We start from the raw sequence: 20,756 nt of genomic DNA, 5'->3' as shown, positions 1-20,756 counted from the left end.
GCCATGCCCGGCGGAATCCGTCTGCAATCCCGAAACCCCGCGATCCCCGTCGCGGGGTTTTTTCATGTCCCGACCGGTGCGATGCGCCGAACAGGTATCATCCCTGTTCCGCGTACTTCACAGGATGTGAACGAAACGCGGCCATCTCCTCCCCCCAGGACTCCTTGCACGCATGCGCATCCTGCTTGCCCGCCACGGCGAAACCCCGTGGAACGCCGAAGGCCGCTACCAGGGCCAGATCGACATCCCGCTTTCGCCCATCGGCGAAGCCCAGGCCCAGGCGCTGGGCGCCCGCCTGGCATCCGTGGACATCACCCGTGCGGTGGCCTCGCCGCTGTCACGCGCCCAGCGCACCGCCCAGCTGGCCCTCGGCGCCGACCGTGCCGGCACGCTGCAGACCGAACCGGATCTGCAGGAAATCGCCCATGGCGAGTGGGAAGGCCTGCTGGCCAGCGAGATCAACGAGAAGGACCCGTCGCGGTTGAAGGCGTGGCGTGAGGAACCCGATACCGTGCTGATGCCGGGCGGCGAGTCGCTGCGTCTGGTGCTCGAGCGCAGCTGGCGCGGCCTGGCACGCGCCAGCGAGGGCCTCGGGGAGCACGACACGCTGCTGGTGGTCGCACACGATGCCGTCAACCGGGTGATCCTGTGCAGGGTGCTGGGCCTGCCGCTGTCGCGGCTGTGGACCTTCCGCCAGGCACCGACCACGTTGAACCTGCTTGAAGGTCCGGACCTGGAGAGCCTGGAGGTCGTGCGCCTCAACGACTGCGCCCACCACACCCCGTTCTTCGGCGAAGCCAAGCACCGCGCCCTCTGATCCCTGTCCACATCGAACCACCCTGCTTCTGCTGGAACCGCTGCCGTGACGAACCTGCCGACCACCCTGGCCGAATGGCTGGATTACATTGAACGCCAGCACCCGGCGACGATCGACATGGGCCTGGAGCGCGTCCGCGCCGTGGCCACGAGGATGGGACTGGGCGCGCCGGCCAAGCGCACCATCGTGGTCGGTGGGACCAACGGCAAGGGCTCCACGGTCGCCTTCATCGAGGCCATCGGCCGCGCTGCAGGCTGGAAGGTGGGGGCCTACACGTCGCCGCACCTGCTCCGCTACAACGAACGCGTGCGCATCGATGGGCAGGATGCGGAGGATGCCGCTCTGGTGGCGGCATTCAACGCCGTCGAAGCTGCGCGTGGCGACATCACCCTGACCTACTTCGAGTACGGCACGCTGGCCGCCCTGCAGCTGTTCGCGGGGGCAGCGCTGGACCTGGCGGTACTGGAAGTCGGGCTGGGAGGGCGCCTGGATGCGGTCAACATCGTCGACGCCGACGTGGCCGTGATCACCACGGTGGACATCGACCATGCCGAGTGGCTGGGCGAGGACCGTGAAGCGATCGGTGCGGAAAAGGCCGGCATCATCCGCGGCTGGAAACCGGTGATCCTGGGCGAGACCGACCCGCCGTCGAGCGTGCTGGCACGGGCCTATCTGCTGGGCGCGAACGCCATCCGCGGCGGCAGCGACTACTTCTACGAGCCGATCGATGCCCAGCGCTGGCGCTGGCGCGATGTCGGCCTGCGCATGGAACTGCCGACCCCCGCGCTGGCCGGTCCGATCCAGCTGGCCAATGCGGGTGCGGCCATTGCCGCGCTGCGCGCGCTGGACCGGCCGCTGCCACGCGCGGCGTGGGCGGCTGGCATCGCCGCGGCCCGCATCAACGGTCGCCTGCAGGCATTCGATCGTGATGGGGTGCAGGTGCGGGTCGATGTGGGTCACAACCCGCAGGCGGCCGGCCAGCTGGCACGCGCGCTGAAGGCCGAAGCTGTCCCGGGCCGGACCCTGGCGGTCTATGCCGCGTTGCAGGACAAGGATGCGGAAGGCGTGGTGCAGGCGCTGCAGGAGGTGGTGGACGAGTGGACGCTGGCCGGCCTGGAAGGTCCGCGCGGACAGAGTGCGCAGCAGCTGCAGGCACGCCTGCACGGCACCGCTGCGGTCACCGCACGGCTGGTCGGCACTGTCGAGCAGGCACTGACGCAGGTGCTGGCACAGGCCCAGCCAGGCGACCGCGTGCTGGTATTCGGTTCGTTCCACACGGCCGCTGCGGCCCTGCAGTGGTTGCAGCCCGCGCCCTGATCCACGTTCAGCCAACGCCGACGCCGTCCGGTCCGGCACCCGTATAATCGACCGCAACCCCCGGACAGTTGCCTGCCTCACGTGGATACGCCTCTGAAACAGCGATTGATTGGTGCCATCGTGCTGGTGGCACTCGCCGTGATCTTCCTGCCGATGCTGGTGAAGGGGCCGGCGCCGGACAGTGGCGTCGCCAGTGTGCCGATCGCAGCGCCCAATGCGCCCGCCGACGGCCAGTTCGAGACCCGTGAGCTGCCGCTGGTCGCCCCGGCCGGGGGTGCCACCGGCCTGCAGAGTGGCCAGGCCGCACCACTGCAGGACGCAGCCACGCCCGCCACGCCGCCGACCGTGGACACCTCGCCGGCGGTGGCTGCCGGCAACTATGCGGTGACATTCGGCGCCTATGGCAGCAAGGCCGACGCCGATGCGGTGATCGCCTATCTGAAGCGTTCGCAGCTGCCGGGCTTTGCCGAGGCGGCGACCATCAACGGCCGGCAGGCGTGGCGCGTGCGCGTCGGACCGTATGCCGATCGCGCCCAGGCCGAGGCGGCCCGCCTGCAGGCGGTGAAGATCCGCTCCGACGTCCATGCCGAGGTGATCACGCTGGATGCGCCCGCAGCTGCGGCTGCACCGGCCGCCGCTGCTCCGGCGCCGGCGGCACCGTCGGCCAGCACCCCGGCGGCGGCGTCCACGCCGTCGGCCACGGGCAACCCGGTGCGCAGCGAGAGCCTGCCGCCCAGCACGCCGGTCGCCAAGCCTGAAGCACCGAAGGCAACGGCGACGCCGGAGGCGACGAAGCCGGTCGCCAAGCCCGAGCCAAAGCCGCAACCGCAAACCCCGGCCGCGCCGGCGGCGGGCGGTGTTGGTTTCGCGGTCCAGCTGGGGGCGTTCGGCCAGGCCAACGACGCCAACGCGCTGCGCGACAAGGTGCGCGCTGCCGGATTCAGTGCCTTTGTCGAGCAGGTCCGCACCGAAAAGGGCACCCTGCATCGCGTGCGCGTCGGGCCGGTGGCCAACCGCGCCGATGCCGAGCAGCTGAAGGCCCAGGTGGCGGCCAAGGTCGGCGTGGCCGGCATGGTCCGACCGCACCCGTGATCACGCGCGCTGTCCGCCGCTGTCGTCGGCAGGAGCGGGCAGCGTGATCGACATCGTGCTGGGCGTGCTGATCGGTGCGTCGGTGCTGTTCGGCTTCATCCGCGGTTTCGTCGGCACCGTGGTCGCGCTGGTGTCCTGGCTGCTGGCCGGCTGGATGGCGTTCACCTTCGGCAACGAGGCATCGCACTGGTGGGCGGCGCCCCAGCCACCCGGCACGGGTCACTATCTGGCCGGCTATCTGGGGGTGTTCGTGCTCACCGTGGTGGCGGTCGGGCTGGTCGGGCTGTTGCTGAAGGCAGCGATCAAACTGACCCTGTTGGGCGGCGTGGATCGCCTGCTGGGCGGTGCCCTGGGCCTGGTCCGCGGCCTGTTCTTCGCCAGCGTGCTGTTGCTGCTGGCCGGTTTCACCGCGTTGCCGGCTGAGCCGGCATGGCAGCAGTCGCAGGTGCGGCCGTTGCTGCAGCCGGCGGTGGCCTGGATGCAGGCCCAGCTGCCGCAGCTGGACGGCATGCTGCCACAGGCGCTGCCACTGGACGGCCTGCTGCCGGGGGCACTGCCCTTGCCCCTGCTCGAGAATGCCCCCACCTCCTCGCAGGTATTGGGCAAGCCGGCGCCGACAGGCGATAATGGCGTTCTCAACGAGGTAGTGGCGGGCGGCGGATGGCCGCGGCCCGTGGACGTGGAGCGGGAGCCCCGGCCGGCCCCCACACTGCCCAGCAACATCGAGCCGGCGCCCGCGCGTCCGGCCCGGCCCGCGCCTGCCGCGGGCGGGACCCCAGGCCAGGCACGGCCACCTTCCTTGTAACTGGGCACAGCCCAGCGGAGACCTCGCACCATGTGTGGCATCGTCGGAATCGTCGGCAACCAGAACGTCGCCGGGCAGTTGTATGACGGCTTGACCGTCCTCCAGCATCGCGGCCAGGACGCGGCAGGCATCGCCACCGCCAACGGCAGCCGCCTGCGGGTGCAGAAGGCCAACGGCCTGGTCCGCGACGTGTTCGACGCACGCACCATGTCCACCCTGGAGGGCAGCGTCGGCATCGCCCACGTGCGGTATCCCACGGCCGGTTCGGAAGGCATGGACGAGGCGCAGCCGTTCTACGTCAATTCGCCGTATGGCATCGCCCTGGCGCACAACGGCAACCTCATCAACACCGAGGCTCTGCGCCAGCAGGTGTTCGAGCAGGACCGCCGCAACGTCAACACCGATTCGGACAGCGAAGTGCTGCTGAACGTGTTCGCCTACGAACTGGAACAGCAGCGCCAGCTCAGTCCGGAAGCCGCCATTCGCGCGGTGGCCGGGGTGCATCGTCGCTGCAAGGGCGGCTACGCGGTGGTCAGCGTGGTGCTGGGCCTGGGACTGGTTGCCTTCCGCGATCCGCATGGCATCCGTCCGCTGGTGCTGGGCAAGCGCAGCCATGCCGAGGGCGACGAGTACATCGTCGCTTCCGAATCGGCCGCACTGGACGTGCTCGGCTTCCAGCGCGTACGCGACGTGCAGCCGGGCGAAGCGCTGGTCATCACCGCGCGTGGCGAGCTGTTCTCGGAAATCTGCGCCGAACCGGCCGAGCATACGCCGTGCATCTTCGAGTACGTGTACTTCGCCCGCCCGGATTCGATGATCGACAATGTCTCGGTGCACAAGGCGCGCATGCGCATGGGCATCAAGCTGGGCGAGAAGATCCTGCGCCTGCGCCCGGACCACGACATCGACACCATCATCCCGATTCCGGACACCTCGCGCGATGCGGCGCTGGAAATCTCCAATGTGCTCGGGGTGAAGTACCGCGAAGGCTTCATCAAGAACCGCTATATCGGCCGCACCTTCATCATGCCGGGGCAGGGTGAGCGGGTGAAGTCGGTGCGGCGCAAGCTCAACCCGATCCACCTGGAGTTCCGCAACCGGGTGGTGCTGCTGGTGGACGACTCGATCGTGCGTGGCACCACCAGCCAGCAGATCGTGCAGATGGCCCGTGATGCGGGCGCACGCAAGGTCTACCTGGCCAGTGCCGCGCCGCCGGTGCGCTTCCCGAACATCTACGGCATCGACATGCCGGCCGCCGAAGAACTGGTCGCGCACAACCGCAGCGTGGAAGAAATCGAGGCCCACCTGGGCTGCGACTGGCTGATCTACCAGGATCTGGAAGACATGGAAGCGGCCGTGAGCGAGGGCAACCCCGCACTGCGCAACTTCGACTCGTCCTGCTTCAACGGCCACTATCCCACCGGCATCGAACCGGGCTATTTCGAGCGCATCCAGCAACTGCGTTCGGACGACGCCAAGCACAAGCGCCGCGCCTGAGGCCAAGGGCGTGGTCGAGGCCGACGTCGGTGGCGACCTGCTGCGTGCCGCGCAGCAGTGCCTTGCAGAAGCCGATCCGCTGCGCAAGGTGGCCTTGACCCAGGCTCATGCCGCGGCATTCCGCGCGGGGCGGCTGAAGGTGGCGGTGGATGCGCCGCCACCGGAGCCGATCCGGATGCCGGGCAGACCGGACCGCCTGGTACTGGTCCATCCGCGCGAGGTGCCGCGGCGTGGCCTCGGTGGGGTGGAAGGGCGCGCCGCCTTCATCCATGCCATCGCCCACATCGAACTCAATGCGATCGATCTGGCCTGGGATGCCGTGTATCGCTTCCGCGGCCTGCCCGCAGCCTTCCATGCCGACTGGGTCAGTTGTGCCGATGACGAGTCGCGGCATTTCATGCTGTTGCGTGAGCGCTTGCTGGCACATGGCCACGACTACGCCGACTTCCCTGCGCATAACGGCCTGTGGGAGATGTGCGAGAAGACCGCACATGACGGCCTGGCACGCATGGCGCTGGTGCCCCGCGTACTGGAAGCGCGTGGCCTGGACGTGACACCGGGCATGATCGACAAGCTGCGCAACGTCGGCGATGGCGAGACCGCGGATGTGCTGGAGATCATCCTGCGCGAGGAAGTGGCGCACGTCGCCGCAGGTTCGCGCTGGTACCGCTGGTACTGCGAACGTGCCGGCGTTGAACCGCGCGCACGCTTCAAGGCACTGCTGGTCGAGTTCGCAGGCGGTTACCTGCACGGTCCGTTCAACCTGGAAGCCCGCCTGCTGGCCGGTTTCGATGCCGACGAACTGGCCAACCTGGTCGAACAGGCCGGCTGACCGGCAACGCGGGAGCCCCTTCCCGTCCCGCGCGGGCGCGTCTCATGTGTTCGGCAGCACCACCCGCTTGCCATCCACGGTGGGGCGGTTGATGTAGAACAGGCCGGGACCGGGTCGATACGGCAGCTCGCTCACGCCGGCATCGGCCGCATAGGTCAGCGCGGTATCGCCCAGAGCGTCGAAATTCCAGTGTGCCGACTGCATCAGGTAGCGCCTGCGCAGCAGTGCTTCCTGGGCCGGGGTGAGGGCCTGGCCGGCCATCAGCCGGCGCGCGATCGGCAGCAGTGCTTCGGGCAGTTCCCAGCCGGCAACCGCGTTGGCATCTGCGCGCCAGCGTACGCCGGCGGCGATGGCCTGCTGCTGCATCACCTGCAGGGCCACCAGCTGGTAACGCCAGTCGATGCGCCGACGCAGCACCACTGCCGCGGTGACGTACAACACCGGCGACAGCAGCACGCTGCGGCTGCCGGCGCGGCGTTGCTGCTGCCACTGGTGCCAGACATCGACCCAGACTTCCTTTTCGCCCAGCCCGAGCTGCTGCCGCCAGCGTTCGGCATCCGCCTGCGCCTCGGCGTACACCGTCGTGGCCTGAAGCTGTGCCAGCGGGGGGACCTGGTAGTCGGCCACGCTTGGCCGGCGCAGCTGCTGCCGGCGTGGGCGACTGAGCAGCTTCGGTCCTTCCTCTGTCTGGTTGTAGCCACCGCCGATGTTGGCGTGCACGCCGGGCAGTGCGATCTCCACGTGCGCCGCGGCCACCCGCGTGAGCGGGTAGTGCTGGCGATGTTCGTCGCGCGCGACCAGCTGCACGACACGTCCGGCGATGTCGGCGGCGAGGGCGACGCGTGGTCGCTCATCGGCTCTTCCCCCGCTTACGGCGACGACCGTGTCGAACAGGCCGATGAAGCGCAGCAGCGGCCGTGCCGGCGCGAAGCCGGCGGCGCACACCAGCCCCGCGTCCTGCAGCAGTTGCTGCCAGCGGGCCGTATCCCAGGCCTGCAAGCGGTTGGCGGTATCGCGCGCCGCCGCCGCCCCGCGCGAGTATCCGAACAGATCCAGCTGCACGCCCTGCACGGGCCTGTGCCAGCGCGCGGACACGCTGGTCAATGCTGCCGGCAACAGCTCGTTGAGCGCGCGCTCGACCTTGGCACGCACACCGCTGGCGCCGATGCCGAAGGCCAGTCCCAGCAGATCGTCTTCGGCATCATCGCGGGTGCCCACCCCTTCCACGTAGATGGCCAGCGAGGGGAACGGCAGCGTCTCCTGGCGGCTGTCCGGATACAACCGGTGCAGCCGTGCGACGTTGGTCAGGCCATTGTCGTAGCTGCTGGTCAGCCGGCTCTGATAGGTCGAATCATCGTCGGCGCGCAGCACGGCAGGGCGGGGTTGCGGCACCTGGACGTGTCCGCGCGCCAGGTTGTGCGCGTTGTTGCGGGTGCCATCGAAGAACAGACCAATCCGCAGCACGGCGGCATCGTCATGGGTGTCCTGCGCTGGTGCCATGTGCATTCCCCGTCGTGGCTACGTCACGGTAGCGCGAAAGCGGTGTGTTGGCGAAGTGTAGCGACGCTGTTGACGTGACTGAACGCAGATGCGGTCGATCACAGATCCAGATTCTCATTCCGACCGCCTATTGAATTCACACGACCTGCGCAGGCCAGATGGCCGGACCCGACACAACGGGTCGTGCTGCATCACTGCTGTTCACTTCATTCAAGGAGCGACGAAATGATGTCCAGATCGATTGGCAAGACGGCGGGTGGCCTGTTGCTGGGAATGTCGGTGGTTGCGGCCGCCGGTGCTGCACCGTTGTTCGAGCCGGTGACGGTACTCAGTCGTGCATCGGCAAGCAGTGAACCTGCGCTGGGCCGGTTGCTGGCGACGCCGTCCACGGCCGCCGTGCAGGAGGTGCGGGTCGATGCCGCTGCCACCGCGCAGCCGCAGCTGGAGTTCGAGCTGCTTGGCCAGCGGGTGCAGGCGGTACGCAGCAAGGTCGAAACGCTGCCCGACGGCGGCTCTGTCTGGTACGGCCAGCTCCGCTCCGCGTCGGGCAGGCTGCAGGCGGCCACCTCCAATGGACAGGATGACCCTGGCAATTCGGTGATCCTGGTCCGCTCCGGCGACACGCTGACCGGCTCGATCCGCAAGGACGGCAAACTCTACCGGCTGCGTCCGCTCGGCAACCGCCACGTCCTGGTGGAAGTGGATGAATCGCGGATGCCGGCCGACCACCCGGCCGACTACAACCAGTTGCCGAAGATTCCGCTGCCGGCCGATGACCGCATCGGCATTGCCCAGGCGTCTTCGGGAACGCCGGCGACCATCCGCGTACTGGTGGTGGCCACCAATGCCGCCGTCGCCGCCTATGGCGGCAACATGCAGTCGCTGGTGCAGCTGGCGGTCGCCGAGTCGAACCAGGGCTACACCAACAGCAATGTCGGCCTGACGCTGCAGCTGGCCCGCTACGAGACCACCAGTTACAGCGAATCCGGCGACTTCAATACCGATCTGGCACGTTTCCGCGGCACCAGCGACGGCTACATGGACAGCATCCACAGCAGCCGCAATACCTACACGGCCGATGTCGGCGTGCTGCTGATCAACAACGCGTCGTACTGCGGCCTGGCCTCGGGCATCGGCTCAAGCGCATCCACCGCATTCGCGGCGGTGTACTGGGATTGCGCGACCGGCTACTACTCGTTCGCCCACGAGATCGGCCACCTGCAGAGCGCGCGGCACGATCTCGCCAACGATCCGAGCACGTCGCCGTACGCCTATGGCCATGGCTATCGCTATGAGCCGTCCAGCGGTACCGGCTGGCGCACCATCATGGCGTACAACTGCACCCGCAGCTGCCCGCGCCTGAATTACTGGTCCAATCCGAACATCAGCTACAACGGCATCCCGATGGGCACTGCCAGCACCGCCGACAACCAGCGCGTGCTGGTCAATACCAAGCACACCATCGCCGGCTTCCGGTAACCGGTACTCGGGGCGCACGACCCGGGGTCGTGCGCTGCCTTGGATGGACGGGCCTCAGGTCAGCGAATCCAGCGTCCAGCCCTGTGGGGTCACGCGCAGTACCGAGCCCTGCTCGTACCAGTCACCCAGAACGATGCGGGTGCAGCTGCGTCCGCCGGCCTGCAGCGCATGGATTGCAGGGCGGTGGGTGTGGCCGTGGATCATGGTGTCCACGCCGTGACGGATGAAGGTGGCCTCCACTTCGGCCGGGGCCACGTCGGTTACTGTCTCGAACTGCACGCGGTCGCCCTGTTTCATTTCCGACTGCCGTGCCTGGCTCGCTTCACGGGCCTTCTGTGCGAAGGCAATGCGTGCGGCCAGCGGTTGCGAGAGGAACTGCGCCTGGAAGGCCGGATCGCGCGTCTGTGCGCGGAACTGCTGGTAGGGAATGTCGTCGGTGCACAGCAGATCGCCGTGCTGCAGCAGCACGGCACGGCCGTACAGCTCGATCACGCAGGGGTCGGGCAGGATGCGCAGGCCGGCGCGGCGTGCGTAGTCTTCGCCAAGCAGGAAATCGCGGTTGCCGCGGATGAAGTACACCGGCACGCCGCTGTCGGCGAGCGTCCTCAATGCGTCCGCCACCGCATCGGCGGCGGGTGAGGGCGTGTCGTCGCCGATCCAGGCCTCGAACAGATCGCCCAGGATGTACAGCGCGTCCGCGCCGGGCGCCTGTTCGCGCAGGAAACGCAGGAACAGGTCGGTGATTTCCGGACGGCTCGGGTCCAGGTGCAGGTCGGAAATGAACAGCGTGGTCATGCCTGCATTCTAGGTCATCGCGGATACCGGTAGCGCCGGGCCATGGCCGGCGAGCGCATCACACCGGCAGCGGCAGCCAGGCCAGGCTGGCCGACGCCAGCAGTGCGGCGATGCCGGTGGCGGCCAGCACATCGCTGGGGTAATGCAGGCCCAGCACGACCCGCGACAGGCCCACGCCGAGGGTGAACGGCACCAGCAGCGGCGCCAGCCAGGGGTAATAGGCCAACGCCACGATGGTGAACGACACCGCGTGCAGGGTATGCCCGGACGGGAAACTGAACTCGTCCAGCGGGGCCACCCAGGCCCGGATGCGCAGATCCGCGGCATACGGGCGGGGGCGCCGGGTCCAGCGCTTGAGGCCCTTGTACAGCAGCAGCGCGGCCAGGCCGGTGGCGGCCATGTGCACCGATGCGCGCAGCCCGTCGAAGCCATCGATCGCCACCAGCACACCCATCAGCACGTACCAGAACACGCCGTCGCCGAGCCGGCTGATGATCGAGAACAGACGGCGCACGCGGCGGCGCCGGCAATAGTGGTTCGCCCGCCGGCACAGGCGTGTTTCGCTGCCGCGCAGCAGTTCAAGCGGCGTGGTGCGCATGGCCAATCCTCCGGGTGTTCGCCAGCTCGGCCAGCAGCGCATCGAACTCGGCCACCACCTGCTGCGGATGCAGCCGCTTCATCGCCCGTGCGGCCTGGCTGCCCAGTTCGCGGCGCAGCGTGTCATCGCTGGCCAGCTGCACGGCCGCTTCGACGAACTGCTCGTCGTGGTCCACGGCGGCACCGTTCTCGCCGTTGCGCAGGTACTCACGCGCCGCGCCGTAATCGAAGGCCACCGTGGCCAGGCCGCTGGCCATGCTTTCCAGGGTCACGTTGCCGAAGGTCTCGCTGCGGCTGGGGAACAGGAACAGATCGCCGCTGGCGAAATGGCGGGCCAGCGCTTCGCCGCGCTGGATGCCGCAGAAGATGAAGTCGGGGTTCTCATGCGCCAGCTTCTCCCGTGCGGGCCCGTCGCCGACCCAGACGAAGCGTGCCTTCGGCCGTATCTGCTGCAGGCGGCGGAACGCCTTCACGGCCAGTCCGAGGTTCTTCTCGGCGGCGATGCGGCCAACGTAGATCGCTGCCAGGCCGTTGCCGTCGATGCCCCATTCCTCGCGCAGGGTGGGGTCACGCCGGCCCGGGTCGAACTGCTGGCTGTCGACCGCGCGGGCCAGCAGCCGAACGCGCTCGAAGCCCTGTTCGGCAAGGAACTGTTGGAGCTCGCGGGTGGGCACGAGGGTGGCGTCGGCCTGGTTGTGGAAGCGGCGCATCCAGCGCATCGCGGCGGCCTGCAGCCAGGCGACCCCGTAGTCCGGCAGATACTCGTCGAAGCGGGTGTGGAAGCCACTGGCTACCGGGATGCCGAGGCGCCGCGCGGTACGCAGCGCCGACCAGCCCAGCGGGCCTTCGGTAGCGACATAGATCGCATCCGGGCGCTGCTGCTGCCAGTGGCGACCGAGCCGGATCGGGGCCGGCAGGCCGAACCGCAAGCCGGGATAGCGGGGCAGGGCGGCGCCGGGCACCAGCAGGGTACCGGGAGCGGAATCCAGCGCTTCACTGGCCTGGCGTGGCCGGATCAGGTCGATCTCGTGCCCGGCCGTCCGCAGGCCCTGTTCCAGTCCCTGCACGGTCAGTGCGACGCCGTTGACTTCCGGCGGATACGTCTCGGTGACGATGGCATAGCGCATGGCGGGCCTCCGGTTTCCCGGCATGCTCGGGCCTGGCGATGTAGCCGACATGACGGCTTGGCGACACAGGCATGACAGACGCGCAGGAGTGCCGGCTGCGGGGCCGGGGCCAGAAAAAACCACGGCCCCGAAGGGCCGTGGTCGTGGAGCGTCGCAGTGCGATCGATCAGAAGCGCTGCTGGTACTTCATGTAGATGAAACGACCGATGTCGTAGCCACCGTAGTACGAGAACGCGGAGTTCGGCTTGCTGTACATGATCGGGCCGGACTTCTCGAACACGTTGTTGGCGCCGACGGCGACGGTCGCATCCCACGGCAGGTTGTAGCGGAACTGCACGTCGTGGAAGGTCACCGAACCACGCTCGTTGTAGTTGCGCGAGCCCTTGTACCACGGTGCATACACGCCCGGATCGGAGCACTCGTCCGGATACAGACCGATGTTGGAGCAGGTCTCCTTCACGCCCGAGTAGTAGCGCGCGGTCCAGGTCACGCCGAAGTCACCCAGATCGTAGCCCAGCGCCAGGTTGGAGCGGACGCGGAAGGCGCTGCCGATGCCGTTGGTGACGATCGGAACGATCGAGCTGTCGTTCGAGGTGCGGTAGGTCGCACTGGACACGTAGGTGGTGGCCGAATTCACGTTGAACTTGCCGAACCGGGTGTCCAGACGGTAGCTCACATCCAGGTCGTAACCTTCGGTTTCCATGAAGCCCGCATTGCGGTTGCCGAACTTCAGGTTGGTCACGATGCCCGTCACCGGGTCACGCTGGAAGCGCGTGCAGCGCGAATCGATGCCTGCTTCGTAGCAGTCCTGCAGGATCTGGGTCGGCGTATCGGCAATGATCGTGTTGTCGATGCGGATCTTCCACCAGTCCAGCGAGGCGTTGAAGCCCTGGATGAAGCTCGGGCTCCAGACCAGGCCCAGCGTCTTGCTGGTCGAGGTTTCCGGAGTCAGCAGCGGATTCGAGCCGGAAGTGAACGGCACCGGCGTGGCATCGGTGGAGGTGTTCACCGGAGTGCCGCCCTGGCGCAGCTGGCGGAAGGTATCGGCATTGGCGATGTCGCGGGCGCAACGCGAACGGACTTCGGCGCTGGAGGCCGAGGAACCGAAGCGGGTGTCGCACGGATCGCTGAACTGCGCGAAGGTCTCGGAGCCACCACCGAACAGATCGTTGATGGTCGGGGCGCGGAAGCCCTCCGCCCAGGTGCCACGCACCATCAGCGAGTCGATCGGCTTCCACTTGAAGCCGAACTTGCTGTTGAGGGTGTTGCCGAAGGTGTTGTAGTCCGAGAAACGGGTAGCACCGTTGAAGCTCAGTTCCTTCGCGCCCGGCAGATCGGCCAGCACCGGAACGTTCACTTCCAGGTAGGCTTCATTGACGGTGTAGTCGCCACCGGTCGGGCCAGCCGCGAGGTTGGTGGTGGCGCCGGTCTGGGCCAGGGCATCCGGGGTGTACTTGCCTTCTTCCTTGCGGCTTTCCACGCCGAAGGCGAAGCCGAGGTCACCGGCCGGCAGGGTCACGATGCTGCCCGCGATGCTGGCGAAGAAGTTCTTGGAGGTGGTGCGGCCCTTGGTGATCTCATCCGGGAACAGCCACGCCTGCAGTTCTTCGTTGCCATAGATGCCATCGGCAGCGGTGGTGCCGTACGGAACCAGCGGGTTCCACGGCTTGCAGACGTCGTAGGAGATCGGAGCAGCGGCCGTGCCGCACTGTACCTTGCCGGTGGCGGCGTTGAAGAAGGACGGACCTACGCCGGCCGCGACGCGACCCTTGTGCAGGTTGCCGGTCGCCACCGATTCCAGCTCGTTGCGGTTGTACTGGTAGCCCACTTCCCAGTCGAAGTAACGCTCGCCGATATCGAACGAGCCGTCGAACGACGCCACCGCGCGGTAGGTCTTCAGCTCGCTGGTGGTCACGCGCGGCACTTCCCAGGTGCGGCGGTTCCAGGCCACCGCAGTCGGGGTGGCGAAGCCGTGCTGGTTGCCGAACGGGTTGAAGTAGCTGTCGATCGACATGGAGCCGACACCGGCGGTGCTCGACTGCAGCGGATAGCCCGCGATCTGGCGGGTGGACTCGCGCTGGTTGTAGCCCAGCTCGGTGCGGAAGTTGACGTTGTCGGTGATCTTGAACCGGCCGTCGAAGTAGATCGAGTCGCGCTTGACCGGGTACATCACGTGCATCTGGTCGTTGGCGTTGCTCACGTCACCGGTGAAGGGCGTGGAGTTGGTGAGGTGGTAATTGGCCGGATTGGTCGGGTCCGTGCCACGGTTGAGCGAGTAGCCACAGCCTGCCGGAGGCGTCGCATTGCAGCCGGGACCGCGCACGCCGGTGAACTGGCCGTACTGGCTGATGGTGGTCCAGTTGCTGCTGTCGTTCGGGTGGCGATCGGTCATGCCGTACTGGCTGAAGCCGCGGTCACGTGCCCACACGCCCTTCTCTTCTGCATGCTCGGCCGACAGGGTCAGCGAGATGCGGTCGTTGTTCCAGCCGGCGACCACGGCGAAGCGGTCGCGCGCGCCGTCGCCCTCGCTGTACTGGCCGTGGTAGACGTTGGCGGTCACGCCGGTGACGTTGGAGCGGGTGATGATGTTGACCACGCCAGCCATGGCATCCGAACCATAGATCGCAGAAGCGCCGTCCTTCAGCACCTCGATGCGCTCCACTGCCGACACCGGCAGGGAGGAAACGTCCTGGTAGCCGGACGTGCTGATGCCCAGGCGCTTGCCGTTGACCAGCACCAGCGTGCGCTGCGTGCCCAGGTTGCGCATGTCGATGTAGGTGCCGCCCGCGTTCTCGCCTGCGGTCAGCGCGTTGGCGCGGCTGATTGCCGGGCTGCCCATCGCGGTGACGTTCTGCAGGATGTCGGCAACCGAGCTGAAGCCCTGGCGCTCGATATCGTTGCGGCTGATCGCGAACACCGGCTGGGCGGTTTCCACGTCGACCTGACGGATACGCGAACCGGTGATCTCGATACGGTCCAGGTTGGTCGGCGAAGCAGTGCTTTCGCTCTGGGCGAACGCGGGCAGTGCCGCCAGCGTTGCAGTGGTAGCCAGGGCATAGCGGATCGCCTGCCCCAGGGCGGTGGTGCGTGAAGTCATACGAGCTCTCTCTCTCAGGTCGTGCAACGGACGCCAAAAAGGGCGTCGAAGAAGCCGGAAGGTCGTGCGACCGGACCAGCAACCCGATAGTAGTCTCGTTGGTTAATGCTGTGTAAAGAGGGTGTGTCGAACAAATTAACGCCTTGTCACAAATCCTCACAAAAAATGAACAAAAGCAATCGCTTACGGTGCCGTCGCGAATGGACCGCCAACGACCGGCTGACGCGATGCAGCAGGAAAAGCCGCCAGATTGCGCAAAGTGTCACCGAATGTAACGCCGAGGCGCGCGTATTCAGGCAACGAAGGGACGGAACTGGATGCCGAGGCCGGCGATGCCGTCGGTCTCGCCGATCAGGTCGGCGCGCAGCAGCGGCCGGGCGTCGATGAACGCCTGCGGCACGATCAGCGACAACCGGTTGTCATCGGCGGTCAGTTCCAGCGGCGGCAGCGGAGCGTCCTCATGGGCACGGTTGAGCAGCACCGCCAGGCGCAGCAGCGCGGCCAGCCGCCGCGCGGTCAGCAGCAGGCGCTCGGGCAGGGCGTCGAACGCGGTCTTGCCCACGCTGCGGCGATGGCTGCGGACCAGGGCCGCCAGCATCTGCTGCTCCTGCCGCGAGAAGCCGGCGATGTCCGAGTGTTCCAGCACGTAGCTGCCATGCACGTGATAGCCGCTGTGGGCGATCATCAGCCCCAGCTCATGCAGGCGTGCCGCCCAGCCGAGCATGCGGGCATCGTCAGCGTCGAGCTTCCAGCGTTCCTGCACCTGCTCCAGCAGCGACAGGGCGGTGTCCTGCACGCGGTCGGCCTGGACGGTGTCGATGCCGTAACGGTGGGTGAGCGCAGCGACCGATTCGTCGCGCAGGTCGTTCTCGCCGGCACGGCCGACGATGTCGTAAAGGATGCCTTCGCGCATCGCGGCCTTGCTGACCAGCAGCTTCTGCAGGCCCAGCGCCTGGAAGGCCGCCTCCAGCACCAGGATGCCGCCCGCGATGATCGGGCGGCGATCGCTGGACAGGCCCGGCAGCACGATGTCGTCGATCTTCTTGGCCTTGAGCAGCTCGTCGCGCAGCTGTGGCAGGGCTTCGGCGGTGATCGCCCCCTTGCTCAGCTTCATCGTCGCGCAGATCTCGCTGATCGCCTTGTGGGTGCCCGAAGAACCCAGTGCCTCCTGCCAGCCCAGCGCACGGTACTTGCTGGCGAAGGGCTGGAACTCGCGACCGATCTCGGCCAGTGCATCCTTCCAGCGCTTCTTGCTGAGCTTGCCGCCCGGAAAGAAGCGGCGGGTGCTGGCAATGCAGCCGGCCTGCAGGCTCTCGCGCTCGAGGGTCTGCATGCCCATGCCGATGATGAACTCGGTCGAGCCACCGCCGATGTCGATCACCAGTCGGCGCTCGCCCGGTTTGGGCGGCTGGGCATGGGCGACGCCCAGGTAGATCAGGCGCGCCTCCTCGCGGCCGCTCACCACTTCGATGGCATGTCCCAGCGCGGTTTCGGCGGGAACCAGGAACGACTGCGGTGAACGCAGCTGCCGCACGGTATTGGTGGCCAGTGCACGCACGCGGTGCGACGGGACATTGCGGATGCGCTGGCCGAAGCGGGCCAGGCATTCCAGTGCGCGTTGCCGTGCCGCAGCCGACAGGCCCCCCTTGCCATCCAGACCGTCGGCCATGCGCACGGTTTCGCGCAGGCGGTCGATCACCCGCAGCTGGCCGAGCGTGTAGCGCGCGATGACCATGTGGAAACTGTTGGAGCCAAGGTCGATGGCGGCCAGCAGGTCGCCATCCTGCAATGCGGGCGGAGTCGTGGTGGTATGCGGCATGGGCGAATGTTAGCCGAAGGGGCGGTGTGCTCGTCACCGCATGGCCTTCACATTTTGTCGGGGGGCGTTCGGTAGTGCCGGCCGCTGGCCGGCAAGGTCAACGTCAACGTCAACGTCAAAAGCGGGTTTTCTGAGGGATGGCGGGGGGGGTCCGGATGAGGGGGACGCCGTAAACCCATCCCTGGGGGCTTGGTCGCGGCATCCATGCCGCTCACACCCCCTCAACCGGACCCACCCCGCCTTCGACAGTTGGCCGCGGTCTGCCGGAACGACACGGGGTCGGATCCCGTTGCTGCGCAACGGGCTCTGACCCCGGTGTTCTACATTGGACGCATTGTGCCGACCAAGGCCGGCACCTACCGGGTCAGAGACCCTGCATCAATGCCATCTGCGCCGAATGCGGGGCCTCGTCGTGGGCCGGGGCACGCTTGTGATAGATGCCATCGGCATCCAGTTCCCAGGCGTTGAGGTTGTCGTCCAGATAGTTCTGCAGGACTTCGCGGTAGACCCGCTTGGCCAGCGTCGGATCCAGGATCGGGAAGCAGGTCTCGACCCGCCGCAGCAGGTTGCGCTCCAGCCAGTCGGCGCTCGCGCAGTACAGTTCGGGCGCACCATCGTTGCCGAACCAGTAGACCCGGCTGTGTTCCAGGAAGCGGCCGACGATGGAGCGGACACGGATGTTGTCGGACACGCCCGGGACGCCGGGACGCAGGGTGCAGGCGCCACGGATGATCAGGTCGATCTGCACTCCGGCCTGCGAGGCGGCGTACAGCGCGCGGATTACCTGGGCCTCGTTGAGGGCGTTCATCTTGGCGATGATGCGTGCCGGGCGGCCCGCGGCCGCGATGCGCGTCTCGCGCTCGATCCGCGCCAGGATGCCGGTATGCAGGGTGAAGGGCGACTGCAGCAGGCGCTTGAGCTTCATCTTCGAGGCCAGCCCGGACAGCTGCTGGAACAGCAGGTGCACATCATTGCCGATGTCCGCGTCGGCGGTGATCAGGCTGATGTCGGTGTACGCGCGCGCCGTACCGCTGTGGTAGTTGCCGGTGCCCAGGTGCACGTAACGGCGCAGCTTGCGGCCTTCGCGACGCACGATCAGCAGCATCTTGGCATGGGTCTTGTAGCCGACCACGCCATACACCACCTGTACGCCGGCTTCCTGCAGGCGATCGGCCAGCCCGAGGTTGGCCTCTTCATCGAAGCGTGCGCGCAGCTCGACCACCACGGTCACATCCTTGCCGGCACGTGCAGCCTGGATCAGCGCATCGACGATCAGCGAATCCTTGCCCGTGCGGTACAGGGTCTGCTTGATCGCCAGCACGTTCGGATCCAGCGCCGCCTGGCGGATCAGGTCGAGGACCGCGGCGAACGCATCGAAGGGATGGTGCAGCAGCAGGTCCTGGCGCGCCACGGTCTCGAAGATGCCATCGGTGTCGCGCAGCGTGCGCGGCGTCATCGGCGGATATTTCAGGTCTGGCTGCGCGATGAGGTCGTACAGCTGGATGATGCGGTTGAGGTTGACCGGGCCATCGATGCGATACACCGCGTTCTCGGTCAGGCCGAAGTTCTGCAGCAGGGTACGCACGATCTCGCGCGGCATGTCATGGGCGATTTCCAGCCGCACCGCCGGCCGGTAGCCGCGGTCGACCAGTTCATCGCGCAGTGCCAGCGCCAGGTTCTCCACTTCCTCCTCGTCCACCACCAGCTCGGAATTGCGGGTCACGCGGAACTGGTAGGCGCCCTGGACTTCCATGCCCGGGAACAGTTCATCCACGAAGGTGGACAGCACCGAGGACAGGAACACGAAGTTCTGCGAGCCACCGAGTTTTTCCGGCAGCTGGATGATGCGCGGCAGCGAGCGCGGTGCGCGCACGATGGCCAGGTGGCCGGCGCGGCCGAATGCATCGGTGCCCTTCAGCACGACGACGATGTTCAGCGACTTGTTGAGGATCTTCGGGAACGGATGCACCGGATCCAGGCCCAGCGGCGACAGCACCGGCATGATCTCGTTGCGGAAGTAGGCCCGCAGCCAGCGCTTCTGCCGATGGTTCCACGAATGGCGGCCGAGCACGCCGATGCCGGCATCCATCAGGGCCGGGCGCAGTGTCTCGTTCCAGCAGCGGTACTGCTGGTCCACCAGTTCGGCGGCGCGTTCATGGATGGCGTTGAGGATGGCCTGCGGGCTCATCCCGTCCGGAGCCGGCGGCAGGCCGTATTCCTGCGCGTGGCGGACAGCGGCGGCCCGGATCTCGAAGAACTCGTCGAGGTTGGTGCAGGAGATGCACATGAAGCGCAGGCGCTCCAGCAGGGGCACCTGCGGGTCCATGGCCTGGGCCAGCACGCGGAAGTTGAAATCCAGCTGCGACAGTTCGCGGTTGATGTACAGCGCCGGATCGCGCAGCGGATCGTTGTCCGGGCTCACGGGGAGAGGGAGGGATCCGAGGCTGCTCATGGCTTCATTCTTCGACGGAGGTCAGGGGGGCGGACTCGCGCGGGCGCACGTGGTCGGCATCGAAATGACAGGAGAACACCGATCCTTTGCCGACCTCGCTTTCGATCTCCAGCCGCGCATGGTGCAGGCCGAGGATGTGCTTGACGATGGAAAGGCCGAGGCCGGTGCCGCCGCTCTCGCGCGAGCGGCTGCTGGAAACGCGGTAGAAGCGCTCGGTCAGCCGCGGCAGGTGGGTTGCCGGGATGCCATAGCCGGTATCGCGCACTGCCAGCACCGCGCCGTCGCCTTCGCGACGGAACTCGACGGTGATGCGGCCGTCGGCCGGCGTGTAGCGCACTGCATTGGTGACCAGATTGGAGAAGGCGCTGTGCAGCTCCTTGGTCGAGCCCTGCAGGTCGACGCCGGCAAGGTCCTCGATGCTGATCTGGTGGCGACCCTGGCTGTGGGCCTCGGCTTCGCGACGCAGCGTGGCCAGCATCGGCTGCATGGCCACGACTTCCTCTTCGGTGTGCTCCTGCGACTCCAGCCGCGACAGGGTCAGCAGGTCTTCCACCAGCTGGGCCATGCGCTGGCTCTGCTTGCGCATCTCTTCAAGCATCGGGCCGGTGCCGGGGAAATCCTCCGGATCCATCATGTCCAGGTAGCCGTGCACCACGGTGAGAGGGGTGCGCAGCTCATGTGAAACATTGGCGACGAAATCGCGGCGGACCTGCTCCAGGCGCAGCAGCTTGCTGACATCACGGGCGATTAGCAGCCAGTAGTCCGACGAATACGGAATCAGGCGGAGGTTCAGGCGGATCGCTGGATCGACCGGCGAGGGCACGTCCAGGATCGGCTCGGCGTTGCGACCACCGGCCAGCCAGTGGGCCAGCGGCATCGGCTGCAACCGCTCGACAAGGGCCTCGCCCAGGTCGCCCGGGTGGTGCAGGCCAAGCAGGGCCGTGGCCGCTTCGTTGAACCACTGCACGCGCTGGCTGTTGCGGTCGAGCACCACCACTGCGTCGGGCAGCGCGGCGGCCGCGGCGCGGTAGCTGCGCAGCATGTCCAGCAGGCGCCGCTTGCGCACGCGCATTTCGACCTGGTTGCGGTACAGCAGGCGATCCAGTTCATTCCACACACCCGTGCCTTCGGCGGTATCCCAGCGCTGGCGCGCGGTCAGCCGGCGCAGCACGCTGCGCAAGCGCCAGTAATGCCAGGCCAGCGTCGCCAGCGCGCCCAGTGCGACGCACAACCACAGATGGCCCGTGAACCATCCCACCAGTCCGGCGAACAGCAGTACCGCGGCGACGGTAGCCAGCGTCTTCAACCAGGCAGAGCGGATGTGGCGGGGCATTGCGGTCTCGTCGATGAGGTGCGGTGGTTCACTGGAATGAACCAAGGGTTATAGCAGAGTTGCCGGCCCCCGCCCCCCGGGGGGGGGCTGGCCGCCCGCCCGGGCGCAGGGGGGGGGGGGGGAGCCGGGAACCCCCCCCCCCCCCGTGAGCCCCCAGATATCCGGCATTGACCCGTCGACCCGGATGGGCCGGCGGG

15 protein-coding genes are annotated in these 20,756 nt (G+C 67.4%); 7 read left to right on the top strand and 8 right to left on the bottom strand.

Translation table 11 applies throughout. The features are described 5' to 3' along the window. Nucleotides 1-172 precede the first annotated feature (172 nt). The 6 genes from ACVOMM_RS15805 (at nucleotide 173) to ACVOMM_RS15780 (ending at nucleotide 6,360) form a co-directional block, all read left to right on the top strand. Nucleotides 173-817 (top strand): histidine phosphatase family protein, encoded by a 645-nt coding sequence (locus tag ACVOMM_RS15805; protein ID WP_053519451.1) that lies wholly within the window; start codon nucleotides 173-175, stop codon nucleotides 815-817. Nucleotides 818-862: 45 nt separating this feature from the next. Beyond that, nucleotides 863-2,134 carry a bifunctional tetrahydrofolate synthase/dihydrofolate synthase gene (folC, locus tag ACVOMM_RS15800; RefSeq protein ID WP_253118862.1) on the top strand — a complete coding sequence of 424 codons (1,272 nt, stop codon included), beginning with the start codon at nucleotides 863-865 and terminating at the stop codon, nucleotides 2,132-2,134. 81 nt (nucleotides 2,135-2,215) lie between these two features. Continuing rightward, the gene (locus tag ACVOMM_RS15795; protein WP_253118863.1) at nucleotides 2,216-3,226 is read left to right on the top strand and encodes an SPOR domain-containing protein; all 1,011 of its coding nucleotides are present in this window, start codon (nucleotides 2,216-2,218) and stop codon (nucleotides 3,224-3,226) included. A 43-nt stretch (nucleotides 3,227-3,269) separates the two neighbouring features. Next, nucleotides 3,270-4,031: a CvpA family protein gene (locus ACVOMM_RS15790; protein WP_053519448.1), complete on the top strand. Its 762-nt coding sequence runs from the start codon at nucleotides 3,270-3,272 to the stop codon at nucleotides 4,029-4,031. A 30-nt stretch (nucleotides 4,032-4,061) separates the two neighbouring features. Next, complete coding sequence (gene purF, locus ACVOMM_RS15785; RefSeq protein WP_065175938.1) at nucleotides 4,062-5,528, top strand: amidophosphoribosyltransferase; 1,467 nt, start codon at nucleotides 4,062-4,064, stop codon at nucleotides 5,526-5,528. A gap of 10 nt (nucleotides 5,529-5,538) precedes the next feature. Then, complete coding sequence (locus ACVOMM_RS15780) at nucleotides 5,539-6,360, top strand: ferritin-like domain-containing protein (RefSeq protein WP_164152133.1); 822 nt, start codon at nucleotides 5,539-5,541, stop codon at nucleotides 6,358-6,360. A 42-nt stretch (nucleotides 6,361-6,402) separates the two neighbouring features. Here ACVOMM_RS15780 and ACVOMM_RS15775 read toward each other — a convergent pair whose 3' ends face one another. Then, complete coding sequence (locus ACVOMM_RS15775) at nucleotides 6,403-7,860, bottom strand: DUF2235 domain-containing protein (protein ID WP_481526485.1); 1,458 nt, start codon at nucleotides 7,858-7,860, stop codon at nucleotides 6,403-6,405. A 225-nt stretch (nucleotides 7,861-8,085) separates the two neighbouring features. Here ACVOMM_RS15775 and ACVOMM_RS15770 point away from each other — a divergent pair, with 225 nt between their 5' ends. Then, entirely contained in the window at nucleotides 8,086-9,339 is a 1,254-nt protein-coding gene (locus ACVOMM_RS15770; protein ID WP_053519444.1) for a M12 family metallo-peptidase, read from the top strand. A gap of 54 nt (nucleotides 9,340-9,393) precedes the next feature. Here ACVOMM_RS15770 and lpxH read toward each other — a convergent pair whose 3' ends face one another. From lpxH to phoR, 7 genes are all read right to left on the bottom strand, one after another. Next, a complete protein-coding gene (lpxH, locus tag ACVOMM_RS15765) occupies nucleotides 9,394-10,134 on the bottom strand; it encodes a UDP-2,3-diacylglucosamine diphosphatase (RefSeq protein WP_197572237.1) in 741 nt (246 codons plus the stop codon). 58 nt (nucleotides 10,135-10,192) lie between these two features. Then, on the bottom strand, nucleotides 10,193-10,732 hold the full coding sequence (locus ACVOMM_RS15760) for a phosphatase PAP2 family protein (protein ID WP_053519442.1): 540 nt from the start codon (nucleotides 10,730-10,732) through the stop codon (nucleotides 10,193-10,195). Beyond that, nucleotides 10,713-11,858: a glycosyltransferase family 4 protein gene (locus tag ACVOMM_RS15755; protein WP_481526484.1), complete on the bottom strand. Its 1,146-nt coding sequence runs from the start codon at nucleotides 11,856-11,858 to the stop codon at nucleotides 10,713-10,715. Before ACVOMM_RS15755 ends, ACVOMM_RS15760 begins: the two co-directional genes overlap by 20 nt. A gap of 166 nt (nucleotides 11,859-12,024) precedes the next feature. Next, nucleotides 12,025-14,955: a TonB-dependent receptor domain-containing protein gene (locus tag ACVOMM_RS15750; RefSeq protein WP_481526483.1), complete on the bottom strand. Its 2,931-nt coding sequence runs from the start codon at nucleotides 14,953-14,955 to the stop codon at nucleotides 12,025-12,027. Between the two features lie 292 nt (nucleotides 14,956-15,247). Further along, the gene (gene ppx / locus ACVOMM_RS15745) at nucleotides 15,248-16,774 is read right to left on the bottom strand and encodes an exopolyphosphatase (protein WP_053519439.1); all 1,527 of its coding nucleotides are present in this window, start codon (nucleotides 16,772-16,774) and stop codon (nucleotides 15,248-15,250) included. Nucleotides 16,775-17,138: 364 nt separating this feature from the next. Then, complete coding sequence (gene ppk1 / locus ACVOMM_RS15740; protein WP_053519438.1) at nucleotides 17,139-19,226, bottom strand: polyphosphate kinase 1; 2,088 nt, start codon at nucleotides 19,224-19,226, stop codon at nucleotides 17,139-17,141. A 4-nt stretch (nucleotides 19,227-19,230) separates the two neighbouring features. Then, nucleotides 19,231-20,559, bottom strand: a complete 1,329-nt coding sequence (gene phoR, locus ACVOMM_RS15735) for a phosphate regulon sensor histidine kinase PhoR (protein ID WP_053519437.1) — start codon at nucleotides 20,557-20,559, stop codon at nucleotides 19,231-19,233. Nucleotides 20,560-20,756 lie beyond the last annotated feature (197 nt).

This window comes from Stenotrophomonas sp. STEN009, assembly GCF_056760395.1.
The sequence above is the reverse complement of the archived record's forward strand: the minus strand, read 5'-3'. Positions and strand labels throughout refer to the sequence as shown.

Excerpts from the sequence above, each read along its gene's own strand:
- ACVOMM_RS15760 (WP_053519442.1), bottom strand. The coding sequence starts at position 10,732 with ATGCGCACCACGCCGCTTGAACTGCTGCGCGGCAGCGAAACACGCCTG.
- ACVOMM_RS15750 (WP_481526483.1), bottom strand. The coding sequence starts at position 14,955 with ATGACTTCACGCACCACCGCCCTGGGGCAGGCGATCCGCTATGCCCTG.
- ACVOMM_RS15805 (WP_053519451.1), top strand. The coding sequence starts at position 173 with ATGCGCATCCTGCTTGCCCGCCACGGCGAAACCCCGTGGAACGCCGAA.
- lpxH (WP_197572237.1), bottom strand. The coding sequence starts at position 10,134 with ATGACCACGCTGTTCATTTCCGACCTGCACCTGGACCCGAGCCGTCCG.
- ppk1 (WP_053519438.1), bottom strand. The coding sequence starts at position 19,226 with ATGAGCAGCCTCGGATCCCTCCCTCTCCCCGTGAGCCCGGACAACGAT.
- ACVOMM_RS15775 (WP_481526485.1), bottom strand. The coding sequence starts at position 7,860 with ATGGCACCAGCGCAGGACACCCATGACGATGCCGCCGTGCTGCGGATT.
- ACVOMM_RS15755 (WP_481526484.1), bottom strand. The coding sequence starts at position 11,858 with ATGCGCTATGCCATCGTCACCGAGACGTATCCGCCGGAAGTCAACGGC.
- ACVOMM_RS15770 (WP_053519444.1), top strand. The coding sequence starts at position 8,086 with ATGATGTCCAGATCGATTGGCAAGACGGCGGGTGGCCTGTTGCTGGGA.
- phoR (WP_053519437.1), bottom strand. The coding sequence starts at position 20,559 with ATGCCCCGCCACATCCGCTCTGCCTGGTTGAAGACGCTGGCTACCGTC.
- ppx (WP_053519439.1), bottom strand. The coding sequence starts at position 16,774 with ATGCCGCATACCACCACGACTCCGCCCGCATTGCAGGATGGCGACCTG.
- purF (WP_065175938.1), top strand. The coding sequence starts at position 4,062 with ATGTGTGGCATCGTCGGAATCGTCGGCAACCAGAACGTCGCCGGGCAG.